The 22,374-nt window shown below is 65.7% G+C and carries 17 protein-coding genes and 1 tRNA gene; 17 read left to right on the top strand and 1 reads right to left on the bottom strand.

The annotated features are described in order from the left end of the window. Positions 1-12: 12 nt before the first annotated feature. From U1839_RS19220 to U1839_RS19240, 5 genes are all read left to right on the top strand, one after another. The gene (locus U1839_RS19220) at positions 13-3,252 is read left to right on the top strand and encodes a DUF3857 domain-containing protein (protein WP_332805196.1); all 3,240 of its coding nucleotides are present in this window, start codon (positions 13-15) and stop codon (positions 3,250-3,252) included. Positions 3,253-3,344: 92 nt separating this feature from the next. After that, positions 3,345-4,073, top strand: a complete 729-nt coding sequence (dapB, locus tag U1839_RS19225) for a 4-hydroxy-tetrahydrodipicolinate reductase (RefSeq protein ID WP_332805197.1) — start codon at positions 3,345-3,347, stop codon at positions 4,071-4,073. Then, positions 4,070-4,720: an endonuclease III gene (nth, locus tag U1839_RS19230; RefSeq protein ID WP_332805198.1), complete on the top strand. Its 651-nt coding sequence runs from the start codon at positions 4,070-4,072 to the stop codon at positions 4,718-4,720. The genes dapB and nth overlap by 4 nt, the downstream gene beginning before the upstream one ends. A 4-nt stretch (positions 4,721-4,724) precedes the next feature. Beyond that, on the top strand, positions 4,725-5,099 hold the full coding sequence (locus U1839_RS19235) for a hypothetical protein (protein WP_332805199.1): 375 nt from the start codon (positions 4,725-4,727) through the stop codon (positions 5,097-5,099). Positions 5,100-5,152: 53 nt separating this feature from the next. Beyond that, positions 5,153-5,229: transfer RNA gene (locus tag U1839_RS19240), tRNA-Arg, on the top strand. Between the two features lie 694 nt (positions 5,230-5,923). On the opposite strand, the gene U1839_RS19245 is transcribed toward U1839_RS19240, so the two are convergent. Beyond that, positions 5,924-7,045 (bottom strand): iron-containing alcohol dehydrogenase, encoded by a 1,122-nt coding sequence (locus tag U1839_RS19245; RefSeq protein WP_332805200.1) that lies wholly within the window; start codon positions 7,043-7,045, stop codon positions 5,924-5,926. 275 nt (positions 7,046-7,320) lie between these two features. Between U1839_RS19245 and U1839_RS19250 the strand changes: the two genes are divergently transcribed. From U1839_RS19250 to U1839_RS19305, 12 genes are all read left to right on the top strand, one after another. Then, on the top strand, positions 7,321-8,106 hold the full coding sequence (locus tag U1839_RS19250) for a GntR family transcriptional regulator (RefSeq protein WP_332805201.1): 786 nt from the start codon (positions 7,321-7,323) through the stop codon (positions 8,104-8,106). A 130-nt stretch (positions 8,107-8,236) separates the two neighbouring features. After that, entirely contained in the window at positions 8,237-9,256 is a 1,020-nt protein-coding gene (locus U1839_RS19255) for an AraC-like ligand-binding domain-containing protein (RefSeq protein ID WP_332805202.1), read from the top strand. Positions 9,257-9,373: 117 nt separating this feature from the next. Further along, positions 9,374-10,843 carry an NAD-dependent succinate-semialdehyde dehydrogenase gene (locus U1839_RS19260; protein WP_332805203.1) on the top strand — a complete coding sequence of 490 codons (1,470 nt, stop codon included), beginning with the start codon at positions 9,374-9,376 and terminating at the stop codon, positions 10,841-10,843. A gap of 10 nt (positions 10,844-10,853) precedes the next feature. Continuing rightward, a complete protein-coding gene (gene kce, locus U1839_RS19265; RefSeq protein WP_332805204.1) occupies positions 10,854-11,789 on the top strand; it encodes a 3,5-dioxohexanoate:acetyl-CoA acetone transferase in 936 nt (311 codons plus the stop codon). Between the two features lie 274 nt (positions 11,790-12,063). Further along, entirely contained in the window at positions 12,064-14,583 is a 2,520-nt protein-coding gene (locus tag U1839_RS19270) for a TonB-dependent receptor (RefSeq protein WP_332805205.1), read from the top strand. A 163-nt stretch (positions 14,584-14,746) separates the two neighbouring features. Next, positions 14,747-15,481 (top strand): SDR family oxidoreductase, encoded by a 735-nt coding sequence (locus U1839_RS19275; RefSeq protein ID WP_332805206.1) that lies wholly within the window; start codon positions 14,747-14,749, stop codon positions 15,479-15,481. Positions 15,482-15,500: 19 nt separating this feature from the next. Next, positions 15,501-16,346, top strand: coding sequence for an amidohydrolase family protein (locus tag U1839_RS19280; RefSeq protein ID WP_332805207.1), 846 nt, complete (start codon positions 15,501-15,503; stop codon positions 16,344-16,346). A 151-nt stretch (positions 16,347-16,497) separates the two neighbouring features. Next, complete coding sequence (locus U1839_RS19285) at positions 16,498-18,537, top strand: nuclear transport factor 2 family protein (RefSeq protein WP_332805208.1); 2,040 nt, start codon at positions 16,498-16,500, stop codon at positions 18,535-18,537. Between the two features lie 170 nt (positions 18,538-18,707). After that, the gene (locus tag U1839_RS19290; protein WP_332805209.1) at positions 18,708-19,994 is read left to right on the top strand and encodes an MFS transporter; all 1,287 of its coding nucleotides are present in this window, start codon (positions 18,708-18,710) and stop codon (positions 19,992-19,994) included. Between the two features lie 112 nt (positions 19,995-20,106). Continuing rightward, positions 20,107-20,553: a nuclear transport factor 2 family protein gene (locus U1839_RS19295; protein WP_332805210.1), complete on the top strand. Its 447-nt coding sequence runs from the start codon at positions 20,107-20,109 to the stop codon at positions 20,551-20,553. Positions 20,554-20,663: 110 nt separating this feature from the next. Beyond that, entirely contained in the window at positions 20,664-21,584 is a 921-nt protein-coding gene (locus tag U1839_RS19300) for a cupin domain-containing protein (RefSeq protein WP_332805211.1), read from the top strand. Next, positions 21,584-22,369, top strand: coding sequence for an HpcH/HpaI aldolase family protein (locus U1839_RS19305; protein WP_332805250.1), 786 nt, complete (start codon positions 21,584-21,586; stop codon positions 22,367-22,369). The genes U1839_RS19300 and U1839_RS19305 overlap by 1 nt, the downstream gene beginning before the upstream one ends. The last annotated feature ends 5 nt before the right edge of the window (positions 22,370-22,374 follow it).

Consider the following 22,374-nt stretch of genomic DNA (forward strand, 5'->3'; position numbering starts at 1 on the left):
GGGGGTGCGAAGATGATCCGGCTGATGCTGACGGTGATGGCCGCGATGCTGTGCATCGGAACGGCTTATGCCGACGATGCGCTGCACGTCGGCGCGGCACCGGCCTGGGTAACGCCGCTCTCGGCACCCGTCGGGAAGCCGGCGGACGGCGCGGTGACGGCGCGCCTGATCGATTGTCAGGTGCGCTTCGACGAACGCGGCACCCATACTTTCTACCGCCAGATCACGCGCATCAACGCGCCCGAAGGGCTGCTGGCGATGGGCAATGTCGGGCTCGCGTGGCAACCGGCCTTCGGCGGCGTCACCGTTCACCGCGTCACCATCCATCGCGGCACCCAGGCGATCGACGTGCTGGGCGACGGCAAGGGCTTCCAGATCCTGCGGCGCGAGGCGGGGCTGGAGTCGCTCATGATCACCGGCGTCCTCACCGCCATCCTGCAGGTCCCCGATCTGCATGTCGGCGACGAACTCGAAGTCGCCTATACGATCGACGAAGCCAATCCGGTGCTCGGCGGCCATATCGAGGTGTCGGCGCCGTTGACCAAGATGCCGTCGACCGACCGGATGTCGCTGCGCTATTCCTGGCCGCTTGCCCGTTCGGTCAAATGGGCGGCGGGTCCGCTGGCACCGAAGGGCGTGCTGACGCGACAGGATGGCTGGCAGATACTCACGCTGGCCCGCGACGGCTGGACGACGCCGGAGCTTCCCAACGGTGCGCCGGGCCGCTTCGCCAATGGCGGGTTGCTGCAGATCGCCGACTTCACCGATTGGGGTCAGGTCGCCGAGGTCATGCGGCCGCTTTACCGCAAGGCCGCAACGGCCGCGCCCGATTCGCCGGTGATGGTCGAGGCGAAGCGGATCGCGGCGCTGTCGGCCGATCCCAAGGTGCGCGCCGGCGAGGCGCTGCGCGTCGTGCAGTCGCAGGTGCGCTATATCGCGCGCGTCGACGGACTGGGCAATTACACCCCGGAAAGCGCCGACACCGTCTGGTCGGGCAAGAGCGGCGACTGCAAGGGCAAGACGGTGCTGTTGCTCGCCCTGCTGCACGCGCTGGGGATCACCGCCGAGCCGGCGCTCGTCTCGGCGACCGATGGCGACGGACTCGACACGTCGCTGCCGATGCCGGGACGGTTCAACCATGTGATCGCGCGTGCCGTTATCGGCGACAAGGTCTATTGGCTCGACGGCACCCGCCTCGGCGATCGCGGCATCGATGCGCTCGCCGTTCCGGACTTCAAATGGGCGCTGCCGATCGACGCGGCCCGGCCCGCGCTCGCCGCGCTGGTGGCGACCGAACCGAGCCTGCCCGACACCGAATATCGCCTGGCGCTCGACGCGCGCGATGGTCTGGCCAAGCCGGCCAAGGCAAGCGGATCGGTCACCTTTCGCGGCGATACCGGCAGCAAGATGCGCGTGTCGCTGTCGTTCGTCACCGCGGCGCAGCGCGACGAGATCATGCGCAAGACCTGGCGCGACCGCTACAACTGGATCGACCTCGACACCGTCACCTATGCGGTCGACGAGCAGACCGGCGACGTCAGCATGTCGTTCACCGGCAAGGCGCGGATGACGTGGGAAAGTGGCGGACTCGACTCGGCCCAGCGATACGAAGCCGATTATGCACGGCTGGGCCGCGACATCGCGCCAAAGCGCGAACGCGATGCCGATGCCGCACCGGTGGCGGTCGACGGCGATTATTCGCTTTCGCGCGAAACCATCCTGTTGCCCGATAACGGCAAGGGCTTTTCGATCGAGGGCGATCCCTTCGACAAGACCGTCGGCGGGGTGCATTATGTTCGCACCGTCGCGCTGAAGGACGGCCGGTTCGAGATGAGCGCGGCGAGCAGCAACCGCCCGTTCGAAGTAAACTACGCGGCGGCGAAGGATGCCGACAAGCTGACCGACGGCCTGTTCGCGCGGCAACTCTTCCTTCGCGCGCCGGCCGATTACGAAACCGGCGGCGCGCCCGCGGCGACCATGGCCGCCAACAGCGAGCCGGCGGCGGATGCCAGCCTCACCGAGATCAACCGCCTGGCGGTAGCAGGCAAGAATGACGACGCGCTCAAGCTGATCGACCGCCGGATCACCGGCGGCGAGCGCGGCGCGGCGCTGTTGGCGATGCGCGGCCAGGTGCTCGTTCGCCTCGGTCGAACCAAGGATGCCGGCATCGCCTATGACGAATCGCTCGCTACGGATCGCCGCGAACCGGTCGCGATCCTCGGCAAGGCGCAGATGCTGGTCGATGCCGGCCGGCTGGAGGATGCGCTGATCCTTTACGACCGGATCATCCTGCTGCGACCGGAGGCGGTCGAAAATTATCGCAAGCGCGGCGAGGTGCGCTTCGAGCTCGGCGACGCCGCCGGCGCGATGTCCGACGCGCGCATCGTATTGGTCCGGAAGCCCGATGATTATTGGGCCCATGACGTCTGCGCGCAGCTGCTGCTCGAACAGGGCAAGCCCGGCGACGCGATCGAACAGGCGCGCGCGCTGGTACGGCCCCAGTCCGACGATGCCGATGCACACGCCCTGTTGGGCCGCATCCTCGTCGCGGCGGGGCAACGGCGCGAAGCGGCGACCGAGCTTGTGCGCTCGATCGCGATCGCGCCGAGCATCGGCGCCTACTACACCCGGCTGAGCTACGATCTCAGTGACGACAAGAATCGGCTGGCCGACATGCTGGCGCTGATCAAGCTCGCGCCGGCGTACGACGTGCCCGCGCCGGCGCTGCGCAAGCTGCTCGTCGATCCGGCGGCACGGACGGCGATCGTCGCGGCGTACGATGCGGCGCTCGACGCAAGTGGCGGCAATGACGGCGTCGCCAACGAGCGCGACCTGATGCTGGCGATTGGCGGCGACCCCAAACCTTATGTCGCGCGCGGCGATGCGCAACTCGCCAAGGCACCCGACGATGCCGACAGCCTCAACGACGCCTGCTGGCGACACGCGACCTTCCGGGTCGCGCTCGAGACAGCCGTCGCGCAATGCGACAAGGCGGTCGCCAAACAGCCCAACGCGATGATCCTCGACAGTCGCGGCCTGGTGTGGCTGCAGCGCGGCGATTGGGCGAAGGCAGCCGACGATTATGGCAGCGCCGTCACCATGCGACCGCGCAATGCGAGCAGCATTTACGGTCGCGGGCTGGCGCGTGCTCGTCTCGGCCGGGCGGCGGACAGCAAGGCGGACATCGCCGCAGCGCTGCGCATCGACCCGAGCATCGCGCAGGTCTATGCCGGCTATGGGTTGAAGCCGTAATCTCCGCCCGTCCGGCGGCTATTCGCCTTTAGCACTTGGCATCCTGCCGCCGATGCCGGTAACGCGCAGCGGAGTTTTTGGGAGCAGGACCTGTGACCGCGATCGGTATCTTCGGCAGCGCGGGGCGAATGGGCCAGGCGATCGCCGCCGCGATCCCCGATCTCGGGGCGACGCTGGCCGGCGGAATCGACGCCGGCGGCGACCCCGCCGCGCTCGCCCGGGCCGCCGATGTGCTGGTCGATTTCACCACGCCGACAGCGCTTGCGGCCAACCTTGCCGCCGCGCGCGCCGCCGGTACGCCGATCGTGATCGGCACGACCGGGCTGCATGCCCATCACCATGCGCTGATCGACGCGGCGGCGGCCGATATCGCGGTGCTGCAGACCGGCAATACCTCGCTCGGCGTCACCCTGCTCGCGCGGCTGGTGCGCGAGGCGGCGGAAAAGCTCGGCCCCGACTGGGATATCGAGATCGTCGAGATGCACCATCGCCACAAGATCGACGCACCGTCGGGCACCGCGCTGCTGCTTGGCGAGGCGGCGGCGGCGGGGCGCAACACGACGCTCGCCGAGGTGCGCGTCAGCGACCGCGCCGGGCTGACCGGCGCACGCAGCGAAGGCACGATCGGCTTCGCCTCGCTGCGCGGCGGCTCGGTGGTCGGCGACCATCAGGTGATCTTCGCCGGCCAGGGCGAACGGATCGAACTGGGGCATCGCGGCGACGACCGCTCGATCTTCGCGCGCGGCGCGGTGACCGCGGCGCTGTGGCTCGCCGGCAAGCCCGCCGGGCGCTATGCGATGAGCGAGGTGCTCGGCCTGTGAACAAGGCCGACATCGTCGATTTCTTCTCGCGCCTTGCCGCCGACAATCCGCATCCCGAAACCGAACTCGAATCGGTCAATCCCTATACCCTGCTCGTCGCGGTGGTGCTGTCGGCGCAGGCGACCGATATCGGCGTCAACAAGGCGACGCGGGCGTTGTTCGCGCAGGTCACCACGCCCGAGGCGATGGTCGCGCTGGGCGAGGCGGGGCTGAAGGAACACATCAAGTCGATCGGCCTGTTCAACACCAAGGCCAAGAACGTCATCGCGCTGAGCGAGGCGCTGATCGCAGAGCATGGCAGCGAGGTGCCGGCGGATCGCGACGCGCTGGAAAGACTGCCCGGTGTCGGGCGCAAGACCGCCAATGTCGTGATGAACGTCGCCTTCGGCGCGGAGACCTTCGCCGTCGACACGCATCTGTTCCGCGTCGGCAACCGTACCGGGCTGGCGCGCGGCAAAACGCCGCTCGCGGTCGAGCTCAAGCTCGACAAGGCCGTGCCGCAGCCCTTCCGCCTGCACGCGCACCATTGGCTGATCCTGCACGGGCGCTATGTCTGCAAGGCGCGGCGGCCGGAATGCTGGCGCTGCGTCGTTTGCGACCTTTGTGCGTTCAAGCCCAAGACGCCTGCCCCGACCAAGAAGGAGTGATCCGATGCGCCCGCTCTTCGCCCTGACCCTCGCCGCCACCCTCGTCACCGCCCCCGCCCTGGCGCGCGATGCCCGCAAGATCCCGGAGGCGACGCCGACCGGCCCGGCGGTGTCGTGCATTCCGCTGAGCGGCATCCGCGCCAGCCATGTGCGCAGCGACCAGATCATCGATTTCGAGATGAACGGCCGCAACAAGGTCTATCGCAACACCCTGCCCGCCGCCTGCCCCAGCCTCGGGTTCGAGGAGCATTTCAGTTACGAGACGTCGCTCAGCCAGCTTTGCTCGACCGACATCATCAATGTCTTCACCACCAGCCCACCGATGCGCGGCCCGAGTTGCGGCCTCGGCCAGTTCCAGCCGGTGACGCTGACGCACTGACACGCGGAAAGCGCTGGCGGGGGCGAAAAGCCTCTGCTAGTCGCTGCCGACAGGCACCCGTAGCTCAGCTGGATAGAGCGCTGCCCTCCGAAGGCAGAGGCCACAGGTTCGAATCCTGTCGGGTGCGCCATATTTTCAAATACTTAGCTTGCGCGCAAGAGCTCTGTACGGAAAATGTACGAAAAACATCTCTGGACAATTTGAACACGAATCAGCTCACGATCGTGCAGGGTCGCAGCCGTCGGCCCTGTCGAGGCTCTTCGAATCACGATGCCGCATCGAATCATCCAGCCGGGCAGGTTCGAACGCTTACAGGACTAGAAGTCGTCAATTAACACGCTGATATCGCGCCGTTGTCGACTGCCGCGCCTTTGGGTGGTCCCAGCGTCGCCCCTGCCAAAATCAGGACACGAACCCGCGCCGAACGCTGAGAAACGGACCGCGAGCGAATTCCCAGAAAGGTCTGATTGTAGGCACTCTCGGACCAGCAGTCCCGGCTTCGGTCTCCGATATCGATCCCATTATGTTCATCGACCCTCTCTCTCGGAAAGTAGGCCTCACGCGCGGCAAGGGGTCAACCGACCGCTCGCGACGTTGTCTAACGCGGAACGAACGCCTGGCCTCAGGCCAATGACCTTTTCAAGGACTCGGGACGACAGCAGCTTGCATCGGCGGTGGATCGAGGAGCAGACTGTCTGCGAACCACCGAGGCAAGGACATTCCGTCCAAGCCGGCCATTGCCTGAGTCGGTGCCCTTTCGGAGCGCCTCGATTGCACCGCCCGCGCTTGCGGCATATCTGGATCGGTAGCTGCCGCGTCCTTCCTTACCAGGCGGCCTCATAGATCGCGCGGATGTCGACCTCGGTCACGGTGCGAGGGTTGCGGTCGAGCAGCCGCGTGACGGTCATCGCCGCGGCCGACATACGCGGAATCGCATCGCGCGAAATGCCGAAGTCGGACAGGCGACGCTTGATCCCACACGCCTCGGCCAGTGCGATGACGCGCTCGACACCCGCCAGCGAGTCCGCCGCGTCGTCGCCGATGCAGTCGGCGCCGAGTGCCCGCGCAATGGCAGCATAGCGTTCGGGCGTCGCCGCGATATTGAAGCGCAGCACGTGCGGCAGGAGCAGGGCGTTCGCGACGCCGTGCGGGATGTGGAACTCGCCGCCGAGGGGATATGCGAGCGCATGGACGGCCGCAGTATTGACCGGGCCGAGGCACAGCCCGCCGTAAAGGCTGGCGCGCATCATCGCCGAGCGCGCGGCGATGTCGCTGCCGTCCATGCAGGCACGCACGATGTTTTCCGCGATCAGGCTGATGCCGGCAATGGCATAGGTGTCGACCAGCGGATGCGCGAAGCGGTTGGCATAGGCTTCAATGCAGTGCGTAAGGGCGTCGAGACCGGTTGCCGCGGTCACTGCAGGCGGCATCGTCACGGTCAAGGCCGGATCGAGATAGGCGGCGTCCGGTACCAGATAACGGCTGACGATTCCCTTCTTCAGGTCTTCGTCGACGTCGCCGAGAATGGCGATCGGCGTTACCTCGCTGCCGGTGCCTGCGGTGGTCGGGATGCAGGCCAGCCAGCGGGTGCGGCCGGCCAGCAGATCCGATCCAACGACGTCGGTGATATGCTGAGTGCCGTCGGCGAGCGCAGCGACAAGTTTTGCGACGTCCATCGCGCTGCCGCCACCGAGGCCCACCACGGCGTCAGCGCTACAGGCGCGCGCCGCCGTCAGGGCAGCGTCGAACTCACCGAAGGTCGGCTCCCCGGGGAGTTCGTACCAAAGGGTGACCGCGACTCCGGCAGCCTCGAGCGCGTCGACGAGCGGCGCGCACAGGAAAAGGGTCGGCTCGGTGGTGACGATGAAGACCGATCGTGCCTGCCGTCCGATCAGGTCGGCAGCGCATTGCGACAATGCTCCCGGCCCGAAGGTGAGCGTGCCCACATTCGCTATCGTGATCAGCCTCTGTTCCCCCAACGCCATCGTACTCGCTTTTCCTGGTCCCTGAAAAACAATGACTAGGGCCGGCCGGATGAAGCGACTTGCTCAAGGAGGCACTGCGACTTGCGTCGGGGGCGATTGGCGGGCGCAAGCGGCGCGAAACGTGGAAAGAATCGTGCCGTCCGGAGCAAGGCGCTGACGCCGATGACGGTAACAACGCCTATCTGTTCCCTCGCGGGGGGGTTATATCCATGGTAGGTGTGGGCAACAGCTGACCGATGCCGATCGTGGCGAGGGGGCCGCTCACGTCGTGTTTCATTGAGGAGGCCCAAGTGGCGCGCCGATCCCCCATCCTGCAAGCGGGCGCGAGCGCGAAGCCCGATGGCGGCTATCCCGAACAGCCCGGCGCCGACCAGCATCGCATCAAGCGGTCGCCCGGTTTCGCTGAGGAAGTCTTCGAGGTGATCCGGGCGGACATCATGTCGCTCGCCATTCCTCCCGATACGCGTATCTCCATCGACAGCCTGGCGCGCAGGCTGGGCGTATCGCAGACGCCGATCCGCGAAGCGCTCAGCATGCTTGAAGTAGTAGGTCTCGTCACAAAGCGCCATTTCATCGGCTATTGCAGCGCGCCACAACTCAACCGCCGTCAACTCGATCAGCTTTACGAAGCGCGGCTATTGATCGAACCGTTCGCGGCGCGCTGTGCCGCCGAGCGGATGGACGATGTCGCGATGGCCGATCTGGTCGCGTTGGCGCATGCTATGGCGCCGGGCGATTCGCGCGACTCGTACGACAAGTTCGCCGACCAAGATTCCGAGCTCCATGATCTGGTGGCGGCGGGCAGCGGCAACGAGATCATCCGCGAGTCGCTTGCGCGGCTGCATTCGCATCTTCATATTTTCCGACTGCGCTTCCACAGCGAGGTCGCAACCGAGGCCGTCAACGAGCATGGCGCGCTGATCTACGCACTGACATCGCGCGATCCGGAGGCGGCCGAAACTGCGATGCGCGAGCACATCAAGCGATCTTACGCCCGCGTCGTACCGTTCACCGACGCGTAACCTCACCTTCAGCGACCACCTTCATTTCACGCGATCGTTTGTGTGGGATACAGTTTTCGCTTTTCATATTTCCTATATGATATAGGAGGTGCGCAGGGAGGAATAACTCCTGGTCGTAGGAGATGGCTCTGTGAACGTTTTCAGCACGAGTGATCTGAAGGTTCGATCCGCGATCGGCGGGTGGAATGACGGTTTCGCGGCGCGCGTCGAAGCGATGGATTTCAAGCCAGCCAAGCTGGAGGGGTTCTCGGCAGAATTGGCGGACAGCGACCTAGGCCCGCTGCGCATCGCTCGCCTGACCTGCGCCAAGACCGGGATCGAACGTGGCGCGGCGCACATCGCCCGCACCGCATCGCCCACCTATTTCCTGATGCTGCAGATCCGCGGCAGCGGGGAGATCAGCCACTATGGGAACACGATCACGCTTGCCGAAGGCGACTGCGTGCTGTGCGACAGCGTCGCGCCCTTGAAGATCAAGTTTGCCGGCGATGTCGAGGCGCTGTTCCTAAAGGTCGCAGCCTCCACGCTCAAGGAGCATCTGCCTTCGCCCGAATGCTTTTGCGGTCGGGCGCTGCGCGCCGGTGAAGGATTGACCGCGACGGCAGTGGGGATGGCGCTCAGCCTGTTCGGCCATCTCGAGGCAGGATTATCGCTGCACTATCAGGAGCGCGTCGCCCGTCACCTGCTCGATATCATCGCCACGGCCTATGCCCTTGCCTTCGACACGCCCGCATCGCGTTCAGCGATCGTGAGTAGCCGCTGCGCGACCGTGAAGCTGTTCATCGAGCAGCATCTGCGCGATCCCGAGTTGACCCCGTCCTCGATCGCGGCGCGGATGAAACTCTCGTCGCGTTACCTCCGCATGATCTTCGCCAGCGAGAATGAGACGGTATCAGCCTACATCCTGCGCCGGCGCCTGGAGCAATGCGCACGGCAGATCGCCGACCCGGCATGGCGCGGCCATTCGATGACTGAGATCGCGTTCGGCTGGGGATTCAACAGCGCGCCGCATTTTACACGCACCTTCCGCGACCGCTACGACATGCCGCCGCGGGAATATCGCCGGCTCAAGCTGGACGAGAGCGCAACGACCTTCCGGCGCGCGTCCCCGGCCCGCCACATGGCGCAGCAAGGCGCGCAGGCAGCCTGACGCCGTTCCGCGCAACCCGGTGTGCCGATGAAGGAAAGTCCGCACGCCATGCCGCGGTACGAAGGCCGGGCGGCAATCCTGCCGGCTCGCGCTGAACGCGCATAGATGGGACGGACCTTGACCACGACGCATACACGCCGGGCGACACTGACACGACCGGACCTGCTTCGCGCGCAGGCATATTATGGCGGCGCATGGCACGGTGCCGCCTCGGGCGCGACCTTCGACGTGACCGACCCGTTTTCAGGCGAGACCATCGGGCAGGTCCCGTCGCTCGGGGCGCCCGAGATCAACGCCGCGATCGCCTCTGCTGCTGCGGCTTTTCCGCGCTGGGGACGGACACCGCACCGCGAGCGCGGGGCGTTGCTGCGCCGCTGGCTCGCGGTAATCGAGCGCGACAAGGAAGATCTCGCCCGGCTGATCACGCTTGAGAATGGCAAGCCGCTGAACGAGGCGCGCGCCGAAGTCTCCTATGGTTCGGGCTTCATCGAACTCTATGCCGAAGAGGCGACGCGGATCATCGGCGAGATCCTGCCGCCCAACATGCCGGGTCGCCGCCTGATGGCCGAGCGCGAGCCGATCGGCGTCTGCGTGGCGATCACGCCCTGGAATTTCCCGATGGCGATGCTGACGCGCAAGATCGCGCCGGCCCTGGCGGCAGGGTGCACGATCGTCTGCAAGCCCGCCAGCGAGACGCCGCTTACCGCGCTCGCGCTTGCCGCCCTGGCGGAGGAGGCAGGCGTTCCGGCCGGTGTGCTGAGCGTCGTCACGAGCGAGCCGGCGCTGTTCGGCGACATCGTCACCGCATCGAGCGTGGTGCGCAAGATCAGCTTCACCGGCTCCACCGCGATCGGCGCGCGGCTAATGGCCGGGTCGGCTCCGACCATCAAGCGGCTGTCGCTCGAGCTTGGTGGCAATGCGCCCCTGCTGGTGTTCGACGACGCCGATCTCGATGTCGCGGTGGAGGCCGCGATGATCGCCAAGTTCCGCAACGGCGGGCAAAGCTGTATCGCCGCGAACCGGATCTATGTGCAGCGCGGAATCCATGACGCGTTCCTGATGTCGTTCCAGGCGCGCATCGCCGCCTTGAATGTCGGCGACGGACTCGACCCCGCAACCGACATCGGACCGCTGATCAATGCACGCGCGGTCGAGAAGGTCGAGCGCCATCTCGATGATGCACTGTCCCGCGGCGCGCGCCTGATGACCGGTGGCAAAGGCGACGGTTCGCTTTTATCCCCGGCGACGCTGCTGCGTGACGTGCCGCCCGACGCCTTGCTTGCGCGCGAAGAGACCTTCGGGCCGCTGGCCGGCGTGATTGCGTTCGACCATTACGAACAGGCGATCGCGATGGCGAACGATACGCCCTTCGGCCTCGCCGCCTATGTGTGTGCCACGCGAGAGCAGATCATCGCGCGGGCCGGCCGCGATCTGGAAACCGGCATGGTCGGGATCAATACCGGCCTTATCTCCACCGCCGCGGCGCCGTTCGGCGGAGTCAAATTGTCCGGAATCGGGCGCGAGGGTTCGCATCATGGCATGGCCGAGTATTTGAACTACAAATATCTCTGTCACGCCGGCCTTTAGGATCCCGACCATGCGTTCATCCAAGAAGATCGTCATCACCTGCGCGCCGACCGGGTCGATCCACACGCCGTCGATGTCGCCGCATCTGCCGGTCACGCCCGACGAGATTGCACACGCCGCCATCGATGCGGCGGCGGCGGGCGCTTCGATCCTGCATCTGCACGCCCGTGATCCGATCGATGGCAGGCCAAGCCCTTCAGCGGAGCATTTCCGCGCGTTTCTGCCGCGCATCAAGCAGGCGACCGACGCGGTCATCAATATCTCCACCGGCGGCAGCGCGACGATGTCGCTTGACGCGCGCCTCGAGGCGGCGATGACGTTTCAGCCCGAGCTCTGCTCGCTCAACATGGGGCCGCTGATCTTCGACTTCAGCGGGGCGGGCGCGCGTGTCGAACAATGGCAGCACAGCTGGGAGCGCGATTATGTCGAAGGCTCGTCCGGGCGGATCATGTACAATGACAACGCCTTTATCGCGCGCATCATGCGCGAGATCGGGCAGGGATTCGGTACGCGCTTCGAGTTCGAATGCTACGATATCGGGCACCTTTATACCCTGGCGCATTTCGCTGAACGCAAGTTGATCGAGCCGCCGTTCCTGATCCAGGGCGTGTTCGGGATTCTCGGCGGCATCGGTGCCGATCCGCGTAACCTCGCCCATATGGTGACGATCGCCGACAGCCTGTTCGGCGACGACTATGTCTTTTCGGCCTTTGCCGCGGGGCGGCACCAGATGCCGTTCTGCACGCAAAGCGCGCTGCTCGGCGGCAATGTGCGCGTCGGGCTCGAGGACAGCCTTTATATCGGTCGCGGCGAACTCGCGAAATCGAACGCCGATCAGGTAACCAAGATCCGCGGCATCATCGAGGCACTGGGGCTCGACGTCGCGACGCCCGACGAAGCGCGCCGAATGCTGGGCCTCAAGGGCGGAGACGCTGTCGCATTCTGAAGACCGGCGAGCCGGTTGGCGGGCGCGCGAAGCGGTGGAGCAAAAGGCTTCATCCCAGACAGCCCACTTTCGCGCATGCTTTCTGCAATAGCCCCCATTCGCCGCAAATGGGGGTGCCGATGCAGGCAAGTTTAAGGACATGCCGACGCTAGGGTGACGATCGCTGGATGAGGATACTTCCCGGGGGGAGGCCTTCGCCCGTGAAGAGATAACATAATTGGGAGGATTTATGGCGAACAAGGCGATTTTAGCGTCGGCTTCTACCCTGGCGTTCATGGCAATGACCCCAGCGGCTCACGCTGGGGCGCAGGCGACCACTGCGGCCCAGGCCCAGGCCGCGCCGAGCGACGCGCAGGCATCTGATCAAACCCAGTCGGACATCCAGGACATCGTCGTCACCGCGACGCACCAGCCGACCAACCAGCAATCGACGCCGATCGCGATCACCGCGGTCACGTCGGACCAGCTCCAGGAGCGTGGTCTCAAGAGCACCGCCGATCTCTCGGCAATCGTGCCTAACGCCACCTTCCGTCGCGCCCAGGGCGCTTTCGGCCCGGGCGTGACCGCGTTCATCCGTGGCATCGGCCAGGCCGATACCAGCCTCGGATCCGAGCCTGCGGTCGCCTATTATGTGGACGACGTCTATTATCCGCTGCTGCTCGGGTCGAACTTCGACCTGCTCGATCTCGACCATATCGAGGTGCTGCGCGGCCCGCAGGGCACGCTGTTCGGGCGCAACGCGCTTGCGGGTGCGATCAACATCGTCAGCAAGCAGCCCAGCCTGACCAAGGCCAGCGGCTATGCCGAAGTGACGGTCGGCGATTATAACCGTCACGATTTCCGCGCCGGGTTCAGCCTGCCGCTCAACCACATGCTGGCGATCCAGATCGGCGCGGTCTCTAAGAAGCGCGACGGCTATCAGCGCGTTCTTGATTTCCGCTGCGAGATGGAGCGCCGCGGCACGCCGGCACTCGCGGGCTCCTTGCCCTATTCCAGCGCGATCAACACGTCGGCGAGCAACTCCGCGCCGACCGACTGCACGATCGGCCATCAGGGTGGCGAGGATGTCCGTGCGATCAGGGGCGCGATATTGTTCGCGCCGGCCGACAACATCCGCCTCACCGTCAGTGCCGACTATACCCATGACCAGTCGGAGAATCCGGCCGACCAGCTGCTGTCGGTGACCGGGCCCGGTTCAGCCAATTTCCAGGCCGAGGCAGCCTATTTCGGCGTGGCGTATGACAGCCGCTTCGTGACCGGCAATCCCTACACGACCTACGCCACCTATTCGGATCCGGTGGGATCGGGGGTCGTCGTGCCGGGGAGCACGTTCCACAACGGCAGGTCCAATCGCGGCGGTGCCAATTTCAGCCCCAACACCGATCTCGAGAACCGCGGCGTCTCCGGCCGCCTCGTCGTCGGGCTAACCAACAGGATCGATCTGACCGCGGTCGTCGGCTATCGCAATCTCACCGAGCACCACGCCTTCGACATCGATGCCTCGCCTCTCGTGCTCGAGCACACCCTGCTCAACATCGGCGAGCACTATACCAATGCTGAGCTGCGCTTGTCCGGCAAGTCGAGATTGATCGACTGGGTCGCCGGCGGCTTCTACTTCGAGGGCAGCGGCTTCACCCATGCAATCATCTATTCGCCCCAGACCGGCGCCTACAAAATCCAGAACATCATCTACAAGCCGGTCAGCAAGGCTGTCTTCGCCAACGTCACGGTAAAGCCGCTCAGCGGCCTCGATATCACGCTGGGGGGGCGCTATTCGGACGACAGCAAGCCGGTCGATTTCAGCAACGTGCTCGACACCAACGCCGGTACGTCTTCGCATGTCGGTGACACCATCTTCCAGGTGAATCCGAACGCCAAACGCTTCGACTGGAAGGCCGGTGCCGACTACCATCTTACCGATCACGTCATGGTCTATGCCTCGGCAGCGACCGGTGCGCGCCTGCCGGGCTACAACACCCGGCCGCAACAGCCGTCGCAGGTGTCCTCTTATGCCGGTGACGAAACGCTGGCCTATGAACTGGGCTTCAAGACCGACCTGTTCGACCGCAAGCTGCGGATCAACGCCACCGCCTTCTACACTGACTACAAGACGCGCATCACATCAGTGACCGGCGCCGAGCCGAATCTGCTGACCGGTGCTGTCGTCGCCGGCAACCAGACGGTCGTCTCCTTGCCGGCAGGCGGGGCCGGCGCCACGACGTGCCGTACCTACAACGCGGCAACCGACGGGGTGGCCAACCTTGCCAACGGCGTCGGGGTAACCTGCATACCGCGCACCTATTTCGTCAACACACCGGGCAAAGTGAAGGGGTTCGAGATCGAGGCGGAGGCCAATCCGCTACCGGGCCTGCTCATCAATGGCTCGATCGGCTATTCCAAGTTCACCTCCCCCGATCTGAGTGCGGCAACGCGCGCCAATGATCGGCTGGCGGGAATCCCGGAGATCAACGCCAGCGCCGGCATCCAGTATTCGCTGCCGGTCGAGTCCCTGGGCGGCAAGATCACACCACGGCTCGATTGGTCCTATACCGGTTCGATCGACCCCAGCGCGGCGCGAAATACCTTCAATCAGCCGGCCTATTCACTCTTCAATGCCCGCCTCACCTATTACAACGAGGATCATGACGTGACCCTCGCGTTCGGCGTGACGAACTTGTTCAACAAACTCTATTACCAGAACTTCTTCATTTATCAGGACATCGGCTATCCCGGCAACAACGGCCAGCCCGGCGCGCCGCGCCAGTGGTCGGTCGAGATCGGCAAGAAGTTCTGACGGCGCTGTGAAACGTGCACCTAACTGGGTGCACGATGAAAAGGGGGGAAGTCCGCCGGTCATCGCCGGCGGGCTTTCCCTTTGAGGAGGCTGCGATCGGCGATATCGACCCCCATGACGTGACGGCAAAGAGGCATATCCCCATGACGTATTCGAACGGCCAATGAGCAAGGGCATCTTTCTGGTCACGGGCGGCAGTCGCGGGATCGGCGAGGCGATCGCCCGCGCCGCCGCGACTCAGGGCTATTTCGTGGTGTTGACCTATGCCGGGCGCGCCGAGGCGGCGCAGAAGGTCATCGACGCGATTCGCGCGGGCGGCGGCCGCGGCGAGGCGATCCAGGCGGACTCGGGCAACCCCGCCGATATCGCACGGACCTTCGCGGCGGTCGACGCGCACGGCACCCTGGTCGCCCTCGCCTATAATGGCGGGATAACCGGCGGGACCGGGGTGCTGGCCGATCAGTCGGACGAGACGCTGGCGAAGGTCATCGAGGTGAATCTGACCGGGGCGCTGCTGACCTGCCGTGAGGCGGTGAAGCGCATGTCGACCCGGCTGGGCGGCCGGGGCGGTTCCATCGTTCTGATCTCATCGCGCGCGGCTGCGCTCGGCGCGCCGGCGCAGCATCTTTGGTACGCGGCGTCGAAGGGCGGTATCGACAGCCTGAACATCGGCCTTGCCAAGGAAGTCGCGAGCGAAGGCATCCGGGTCAACTGCGTGTCGCCCGGCCCGATCGCGACCGAGATCCATGCCGCGGGGCGGCTCGACGAAATCCGTGATTCGCTGCCAATGCGACGCGAAGGTACGCCAGACGAGGTCGCGGCGGCGGTGATGTTTCTAGTATCGGATGCGGCTTCCTATATCGCTGGCGCTAATATCGACGTAGCGGGTGCGCGCTGAGTGATGGAGGAATGACGTCTTGGATCCAGCCCCCGGTGCCGCGCCGATCGTCGACTGCCACGCGCATGTCTTCACGCGAGACCTTCCCCTTGTCGGCGATGCGTGGATGGCGCCTGACTACGACTATACGGCGCATGACTATCTCGCCGAGCTCGATCGCCACGGCGTGCATTTCGGGGTCTTGTCCGGCCTGAGCATTTCGGGCTTCTACAACGACTATACCATCGCATCGGCGCGACTCAGCCCGCGCCTGCGCGCCACCGCGATCGTCGCGCCCGACACCGACCCTTATGTCCTGCGCCGCATGCGCGACGACGGGGTGGTAGGCATCCGCTTCCAGCTCGCGCGCCGCACGGCGCTGCCCGACTTCAGCGACGAAGCACACCGTCTGTTGCTGCGGCGGGTGCGCGACCTCGACTGGCATGTGCATGTGGCGATCGAAGGCGAACGCCTGCCGCCGGTGCTTGCGGCGCTCGAGCAGTCGGGCGTGCGCATCGTGCTGGACCATTTCGGTCACCCCGAGCCGGCGCGGGGGCTTGCCTGCACCGGGTTCCAGGCGGCGCTGGAGGCGGTGGAGCGCGGCCGGATCTGGATCAAATTGTCGGGCGGCTTTCGGCTCGCCGGTACCGAGGCGTGGCGTAACCCGGACATTGCGGACGCGGAGGCGATCGCGGAGACGGCGGCGGCGGCCTTGCTGGCTCAAGCCGGTCCCGAGCGGTTGCTTTGGGGTAGCGATGCACCCTTTGTCGGGTATGAGAGGCGCATGAGCTACGAGCGCGCGCTGGCGCAACTGGCGCGCTGGGTACCGGATCCGGCAACGCGGCGCGCCTTGTCCGACACCGCTCTGCGCTTCTACTTCAGCTGAGCGATCGGGCGGGATTCGTCACCAAAAGGCAAGACGTTGGGTCTTTTTGAACAAGCCTGGCCGGTGCCGAATCGATAGCATTGCCTGTGCGAGGGTGCCCGTGCCAGCACGCGGCACCGCACGAAACGACGGCAACGGTCAGGATAGCGATATGGCACGGCGATATGGGGCGGCATTGTCCGCCACCCTCATGATGATGGCGACGGCGGCAACGAGCGTGCCGGCGCCGCGCCCGATCGACGCCCTCGCGCGCGACGTCGAGCGGGTCGAATCGGCCCGCGCGGTCAAGAATCTGCAGCGCCATTATGCCCAGTACAGCCAGTTTGGGCAGTGGGATGCGATGGCCGCCCTGTTCGCCGACAATGCCACCCTGCGCTGGGGCGATGAAGCGGTAACCGGGCGCGCGGCCATAGCGACATGGCTCCGCGCGCATGCCGGCGCGATGAATGGTGCAACGCCGGGCTCGCTCCACACCGAGATTGTGGACGAGCCGCTCGAGAATCTGTCACCCGACGGCACCACTGCCAAGGCCCGCTGGATGGGCATGCGTTTTCTCGGCGACGGCAAGGGCACGGCGCGGATCGAAGGCGGTCTCTACGAGAATGAGTATGTCCGCGAAGCGGGCGGCTGGCGGATCGCAACGCTGGTCTATCATCCGCAATATGAAGGGGACTATGCCGATGGCTGGACCAATGTCGGCGGCAAGGACTTGCCGATCGTCCCGGTGCACTTCACCACCAACGAGAGCGGCGTACCGATCCCGCCAGCGACAGGCGCCGCGCCGCGAACGCGGGCAACGGCGCAGGACTTGGCAGCCAGGATCGCCCGGCTCAACGACGAAGACGCCGTCCGCAACGTGCAGAACGCCTATGGCTATTATGTCGATCGTCGCATGTGGAGCGATGTCGTCGATCTGTTCGCGGATGGTGCCGCGGTGCACATTGCCGGGGCGGGCGACTTTGCCGGTCGCGCCGGCGTCCGCCGCGCGATGGAGCGCATGGGCCCGGAGGGTCTCAACCACGGCCAGCTCAACGACCGTCCGATCTTCGATCTGACCGTCGAGATATCGCCGGGTGGCCGCGAAGCCTTCGCGCGCGGGATCGAGATCGGCATGCTGGGCGATGCCGACAAGCACGAGGGATTCTGGGAATTCTCGACGTTCCGCAACCGCTTCGTCAAGCAGGGGGGCGTGTGGAAGCTGCAGGCGCTGAGCATCACCCCGCTGATGCGTGCCGATTATGCGCATGGCTGGGGCAATGGCGGTATCGCATTGCAGCTGGGCGGACGATCGACGCCGCCGTTTCTTGCGAAGGCCGGGCAGACCGTGACCGCCCAGCCGGGCGCGGGTGCCAGGCCGGCCGTGACTGCCTCGTCGCTACGCGATCTCGCGCGGCGGCTCGCGCGCTCGCAAGCCTATGACGGGGTGGAGAATGTCTCGTCGGCCTATGGTTTTTACATCGACGATTTCCAATGGCCGCAGATGGCGGCGATCTTTGCGCTCAAGGGCAACAAGCAATCGCCATTCGCGGGCTATTTCCTCGGCCGTGACCGTATACTCGGCGCGGTGAACGCCAGTTGGGGCCCCGCGGCCAAGCTGCGCGCCGCGATTTCCTTTCACTGGCGCATCCAGCCGGTGATCAACGTGTCGCATGACGGGCGGTCGGCGAATTTGCGCACCCGGCTGTTCCAGCCGCGCACGTCGAAGGCGCCTGCCGCCACGCCCAGCAATTTCTACATGGGCGGCGTGCATGCCGGGATGTATCCGAATGAACAGGCCGTGCTCCAGAACGGAATCTGGCGGCTTTGGAGCGTGACCATCGACGAGCATTATTTCGCATCGCCCGACTGGAAGGGCGGCTGGGCCGCAGCGGTCGATCGCCCGGCCGGGGAAGTGCCACCGCCCAGCCCGTTGCTGGCCAAATACCCTCCGGATGTGAAGATCTCCGATCTCGGGCGGCGCGAGGAAGGTTTTCGCGGCGGCACCGGCAAGACGATTGAGTGGCCCGGGATACTGCCGATGTGGTTCAACTACCGTAACCCGGTAAGCGGCCGTGTCCCGGAACGCTACTGGCCCGACTGTGTGCCGTGCGAGAAGCTTCCCGACGCGCGGATGACGGCGCATGGCTATGAGATGCCGCCGACCGGGCCGCAGATCGACGGCCTGGATCTGACCGACGCAAAGAAGCACTGAGGGCGCGCGGGCAACTTTCGGCACCGACCGGGACAAGACGCCGGGCGGCGGCCCGATACGGTGGTCCAATATGCCAGGTCGGGCGACGGGCATTTGTATGACATCGCCCAGGTTCGTCCGAGGCGCCCCCCGGGGTGCGCATCTCGCACGAAGAACAGGATGAAACGTCGATGATGACCTGGTACCGCGAGTCGGATCGCAAGACGCGCCGGGTGTTCTGGACGTGCGGTGCCGGCTGGGCGATGGATACCGCCGACGGGCTGGTTTTCCAGTATCTGATCCCCGTGCTCATGGTCGCCTTCGGCATGACGCTCGCGCAGGCCGGTTACATCGCCAGCGCCAACTATATCGCCGCCGGAATCGGCGGTTGGCTCGGCGGCTGGCTGAGCGATCGCTTCGGGCGCGCGCGCATCCTCCAGCTGACCATCCTGTGGTTCTCGATCTTCTCGTTCCTTTCGGGATTTGCCCAGAGCTACGAGCAACTGCTCGCCGCGCGCGTCTTGCAGGGCATCGGCTTTGGCGCAGAATGGGCAGTCGGCGCCGTGCTCCTCGGCGAGATGATCGCGCCGCAGCACCGCGGCAAGGCGCTCGGCACCGTGCATAGCGGCGCCGCGATCGGCTCGGGAATCGCTGCGTTGCTGGCGGGGCCGTTCGCGGCAGCGCTGCCCGCCGATATCGGCTGGCGTGCGGTGTTCTGGATCGGCTTGCTGCCGGCACTGCTGGTGTTCTTCGTTCGGCGCGGCTCGGACGATCCCGAAATCTATCGCGCCGCGGCGCAGCGCGCAGCCGAAGCGGGCAAGCGGCCGAAAATCTCCGACATCTTCGGAAAGCGGGTCGTTCGCATCACGCTCCTCGCGTCGATGCTCTCGCTCGGCACGCAAGGAGCGGCGTTTGCCGTCAGCAACTATCTGACGTCGTTTCTGACCCTCGAGCGCGGCATGACCGTGTCGATGGCCGGGTTCTGCGTTCTGTTCAACAGCGTCGGCGGCTTCTTCGGCTTCCTGGTAAACGCCTATATCTCCGACCATGTCGGCCGGCGTGGCGCGTTCCGGCTGTTCGGCGCGGGCTTCATCGTCACCGCATCCATCTATCTCTTCGCGCCGCTGGGCAACGCGCCGGCCGTGCTGATCCCGATGGGGCTGGTGTACGGCTTCTTCCAGTTCGGCATCTACGCCTCGTTCGGCCCCTTCTTCACCGAATTGTTCCCGACCGAGATGCGCGCCACGGGCCAGGCCTTCGCCTATAATTTCGGGCGCGGCGCGAGTGCGTTGTTCATAACCGGGGTTTCCCTGCTCGCCAGGACGCTGCCGCTGAGCGCAGCGATGGCGGTGCTCGCCATCCTGGGCATGGCCTGTGCTATGCTGGCGACGCTCGCCCTGCCCGAGACGGCGGGTCGTGCGCTGCACAGTCTGCGCGACGACGAGGCGCCGGTACCGGCAAACCTGCCGGCGGCATGACGCGACGCCGCACGGCGGTGCGACCGGGCAAGCAAGCATCTTTGCCACGTCGATCAAGCCGCCTATGGCGCCGCGCATACGGTTGGGCACGACCATTGCGAGGACCCTGTAGATGTATGATCCCAAGCTTGCCGAGCTGACCTTCGAACTGCAGCAGCAGCTCGCCGACTATTGGCACGAAATCGACACCACTGGCGGGCGCGCGGCGGGCAGCTTCTACACCGACGATGCGGTTTTCCACGGCCAGATGGCTTCCTATGAGGGCAAGGCCAAGATCCAGCAATTCTACGACTGGCGCGTGGCGCAGGGGCCGCGGCTCGCGGTGCACAGCTTCACCAATTTCCGCGCCTGGTTCACTGGCGCCGACACCGCCGAGAGCAGCTGCTATCTGTTCCTCTATGCCGCCAACGGCGTGAAGGTGCTCCCGACGCATCCGCCGATCACGATCTCAATGGCGACCGACAAATATGCCCGTGTCGGCGACCGCTGGCTGTGCACCTATCGCCGGTTCGAGCATTGGTTCGAGGGCGACACGCCGATCACCAACCCGACGCTGTAACCGACATGCGGTCAACCGCATCTGCCGCGACGAGTAAGCGGTGCGCGTTGCCGGAAAATAGTGTGGCGGTCATCATGATTGTGTCCGCAAACCCGAAGAGAGGCTGAGCCATGTCAACCGTGTACGCCGATGCTGACCCCCGATCGCGGCTGGCGACCGCCAGTGCCGCGGTCACGCCACCCAGCGCGAGCGGGTTCGGCGCGTCCTCCTATGCGCTGTTCGGCGACAGCGCACCGCAGATCGACGACGAAACCGGGCGAACCTGGCTTGCGCGCGGCCAGAATTTCATCGTCGCCTACACGCTGGCAAATCCCGGTGCGACCTTCGCGCGCAACGGTCAGGCGGACGAATATGTCCTGCTGATCGAGCGCCCGGAACCGCATGCTGTCGTGTCCGCCGGCGGTGACAATGTCGTCGTCTCGGGCGAGCATATCGCCTTTGTTCCCCCGGGCGACAGCAGCATCTACCTGCCTGAGGGCGGCGAGATGGTGCGGCTGTTCACGAGCGCGGCAACCGACCTTGCGGCCCTGTGCTCGAACGCCGCCACCTATGCCGAGCCAGCCCCGAGCATCCCGCCGCTGCTGCGCTGGCCCGATCCGCCGGGCGGGTTCCATATCCGCAAATATTCGCTGAACGTTGCACCAGTGGAAGGGCGCTTCGGGCGCATCTGGCGCTGCACCACCTTCATGGTCAATGTGTTCGAACCTGCCGGTCCACGCGACCCGGACAAGCTGTCCCCGCATCACCATGACGATTTCGAGCAAGGCTCGCTGGCGATGGGCGGCACCTTTGTCCATCATTTGCGCTGGCCATGGACCGCGAAGCTGTCCGACTGGCGCGACGACGAGCACATGACCTGCCCCGCGCCCTCGCTCGCGGTGATCCCGCCAAGGGCGATTCATACCTCAGCGTCAATCGAACCCGAGAATAATCTGCTGGTCGATATCTTCTCGCCACCGCGCAAGGACTTTTCCGACATGCCGGGCTGGGTGCTGAACGCCGACGATTACCCCTCGCCGAAGGTGGCGTGATGCACGTGCATGCCGAGGTGCAGCGCCGCTTCCGTGCGCGACTGGCAGGCCGGGAGCGTCTGCTCGGCACCTTCCTGAAAACCCCGACGAGCCATGCGACCGAAATACTCGGCACGGCCGGCTTCGATTTCGTCGTGGTCGATGCCGAGCATGCGCCTTTCTCGGCGGGGGATATCGATCTGCTGATGCTGGCGGCGCGCGCCGCCGGCATTGCCAGCGTCGTTCGGGTCGCGTCAGCCGACGACGCGCACCTGCTCCAGGCGCTGGATTGCGGCGCGGCCGGCGTGCTGGTGCCGCATGTCGCGAGTGCGGGAGCGCTTCGCGCGATCGTCTCGGCGTGCCGCTACCAGGGTGGGACGCGCGGCTTTTCCAATTCGCCGCGCGCCGGCGACTATGGCGCGCGGGGCTTTGCCGAGCATATCGCCAACGCCGATGCTTCGACCTCGATCATCGCGATGATCGAGGATCCCGAAGCGCTGGATCGGCTCGACGAAATCTTCGCGGTCGAGGGCTTGAGCGCCGGCTTTATCGGCCGTGGAGACCTCTCGGCGCGGCTCGGCGCACCCAATGTCAGCGACCCTGTGATTGCTTCGGTCGTCGCGCGGATCGGCGATGCGGCACGGCGCCACAACCTCCCGCTCATCGCTCATGTCGGCGCGGGCGACGACCGCGACATCGCGCAGCTCGCCGAGGCTGGCGTCAGCGCCTTCCTCGTAGCGTCCGACCAGGGCCTGCTGCGGCAAGCCGCGCTCGCCGCGCGTCACGCTTTCGACGCCGGGGGCTAGCATCC

Origin of the sequence: Parasphingomonas halimpatiens (assembly GCF_036663795.1) — a bacterium.
Lineage (GTDB): Bacteria > Pseudomonadota > Alphaproteobacteria > Sphingomonadales > Sphingomonadaceae > Sphingomonas.

Bases quoted from the DNA above. Each gene is read 5' to 3' on its own strand.
- U1839_RS19275 (WP_332805206.1), top strand. From the start codon at position 14,747: ATGAGCAAGGGCATCTTTCTGGTCACGGGCGGCAGTCGCGGGATCGGC.
- U1839_RS19285 (WP_332805208.1), top strand. From the start codon at position 16,498: ATGGCACGGCGATATGGGGCGGCATTGTCCGCCACCCTCATGATGATG.
- kce (WP_332805204.1), top strand. From the start codon at position 10,854: ATGCGTTCATCCAAGAAGATCGTCATCACCTGCGCGCCGACCGGGTCG.
- U1839_RS19250 (WP_332805201.1), top strand. From the start codon at position 7,321: ATGCCGATCGTGGCGAGGGGGCCGCTCACGTCGTGTTTCATTGAGGAG.
- U1839_RS19295 (WP_332805210.1), top strand. From the start codon at position 20,107: ATGTATGATCCCAAGCTTGCCGAGCTGACCTTCGAACTGCAGCAGCAG.
- U1839_RS19235 (WP_332805199.1), top strand. From the start codon at position 4,725: ATGCGCCCGCTCTTCGCCCTGACCCTCGCCGCCACCCTCGTCACCGCC.
- U1839_RS19220 (WP_332805196.1), top strand. From the start codon at position 13: ATGATCCGGCTGATGCTGACGGTGATGGCCGCGATGCTGTGCATCGGA.
- U1839_RS19300 (WP_332805211.1), top strand. From the start codon at position 20,664: ATGTCAACCGTGTACGCCGATGCTGACCCCCGATCGCGGCTGGCGACC.
- U1839_RS19290 (WP_332805209.1), top strand. From the start codon at position 18,708: ATGATGACCTGGTACCGCGAGTCGGATCGCAAGACGCGCCGGGTGTTC.
- U1839_RS19305 (WP_332805250.1), top strand. From the start codon at position 21,584: ATGCACGTGCATGCCGAGGTGCAGCGCCGCTTCCGTGCGCGACTGGCA.
- U1839_RS19270 (WP_332805205.1), top strand. From the start codon at position 12,064: ATGGCAATGACCCCAGCGGCTCACGCTGGGGCGCAGGCGACCACTGCG.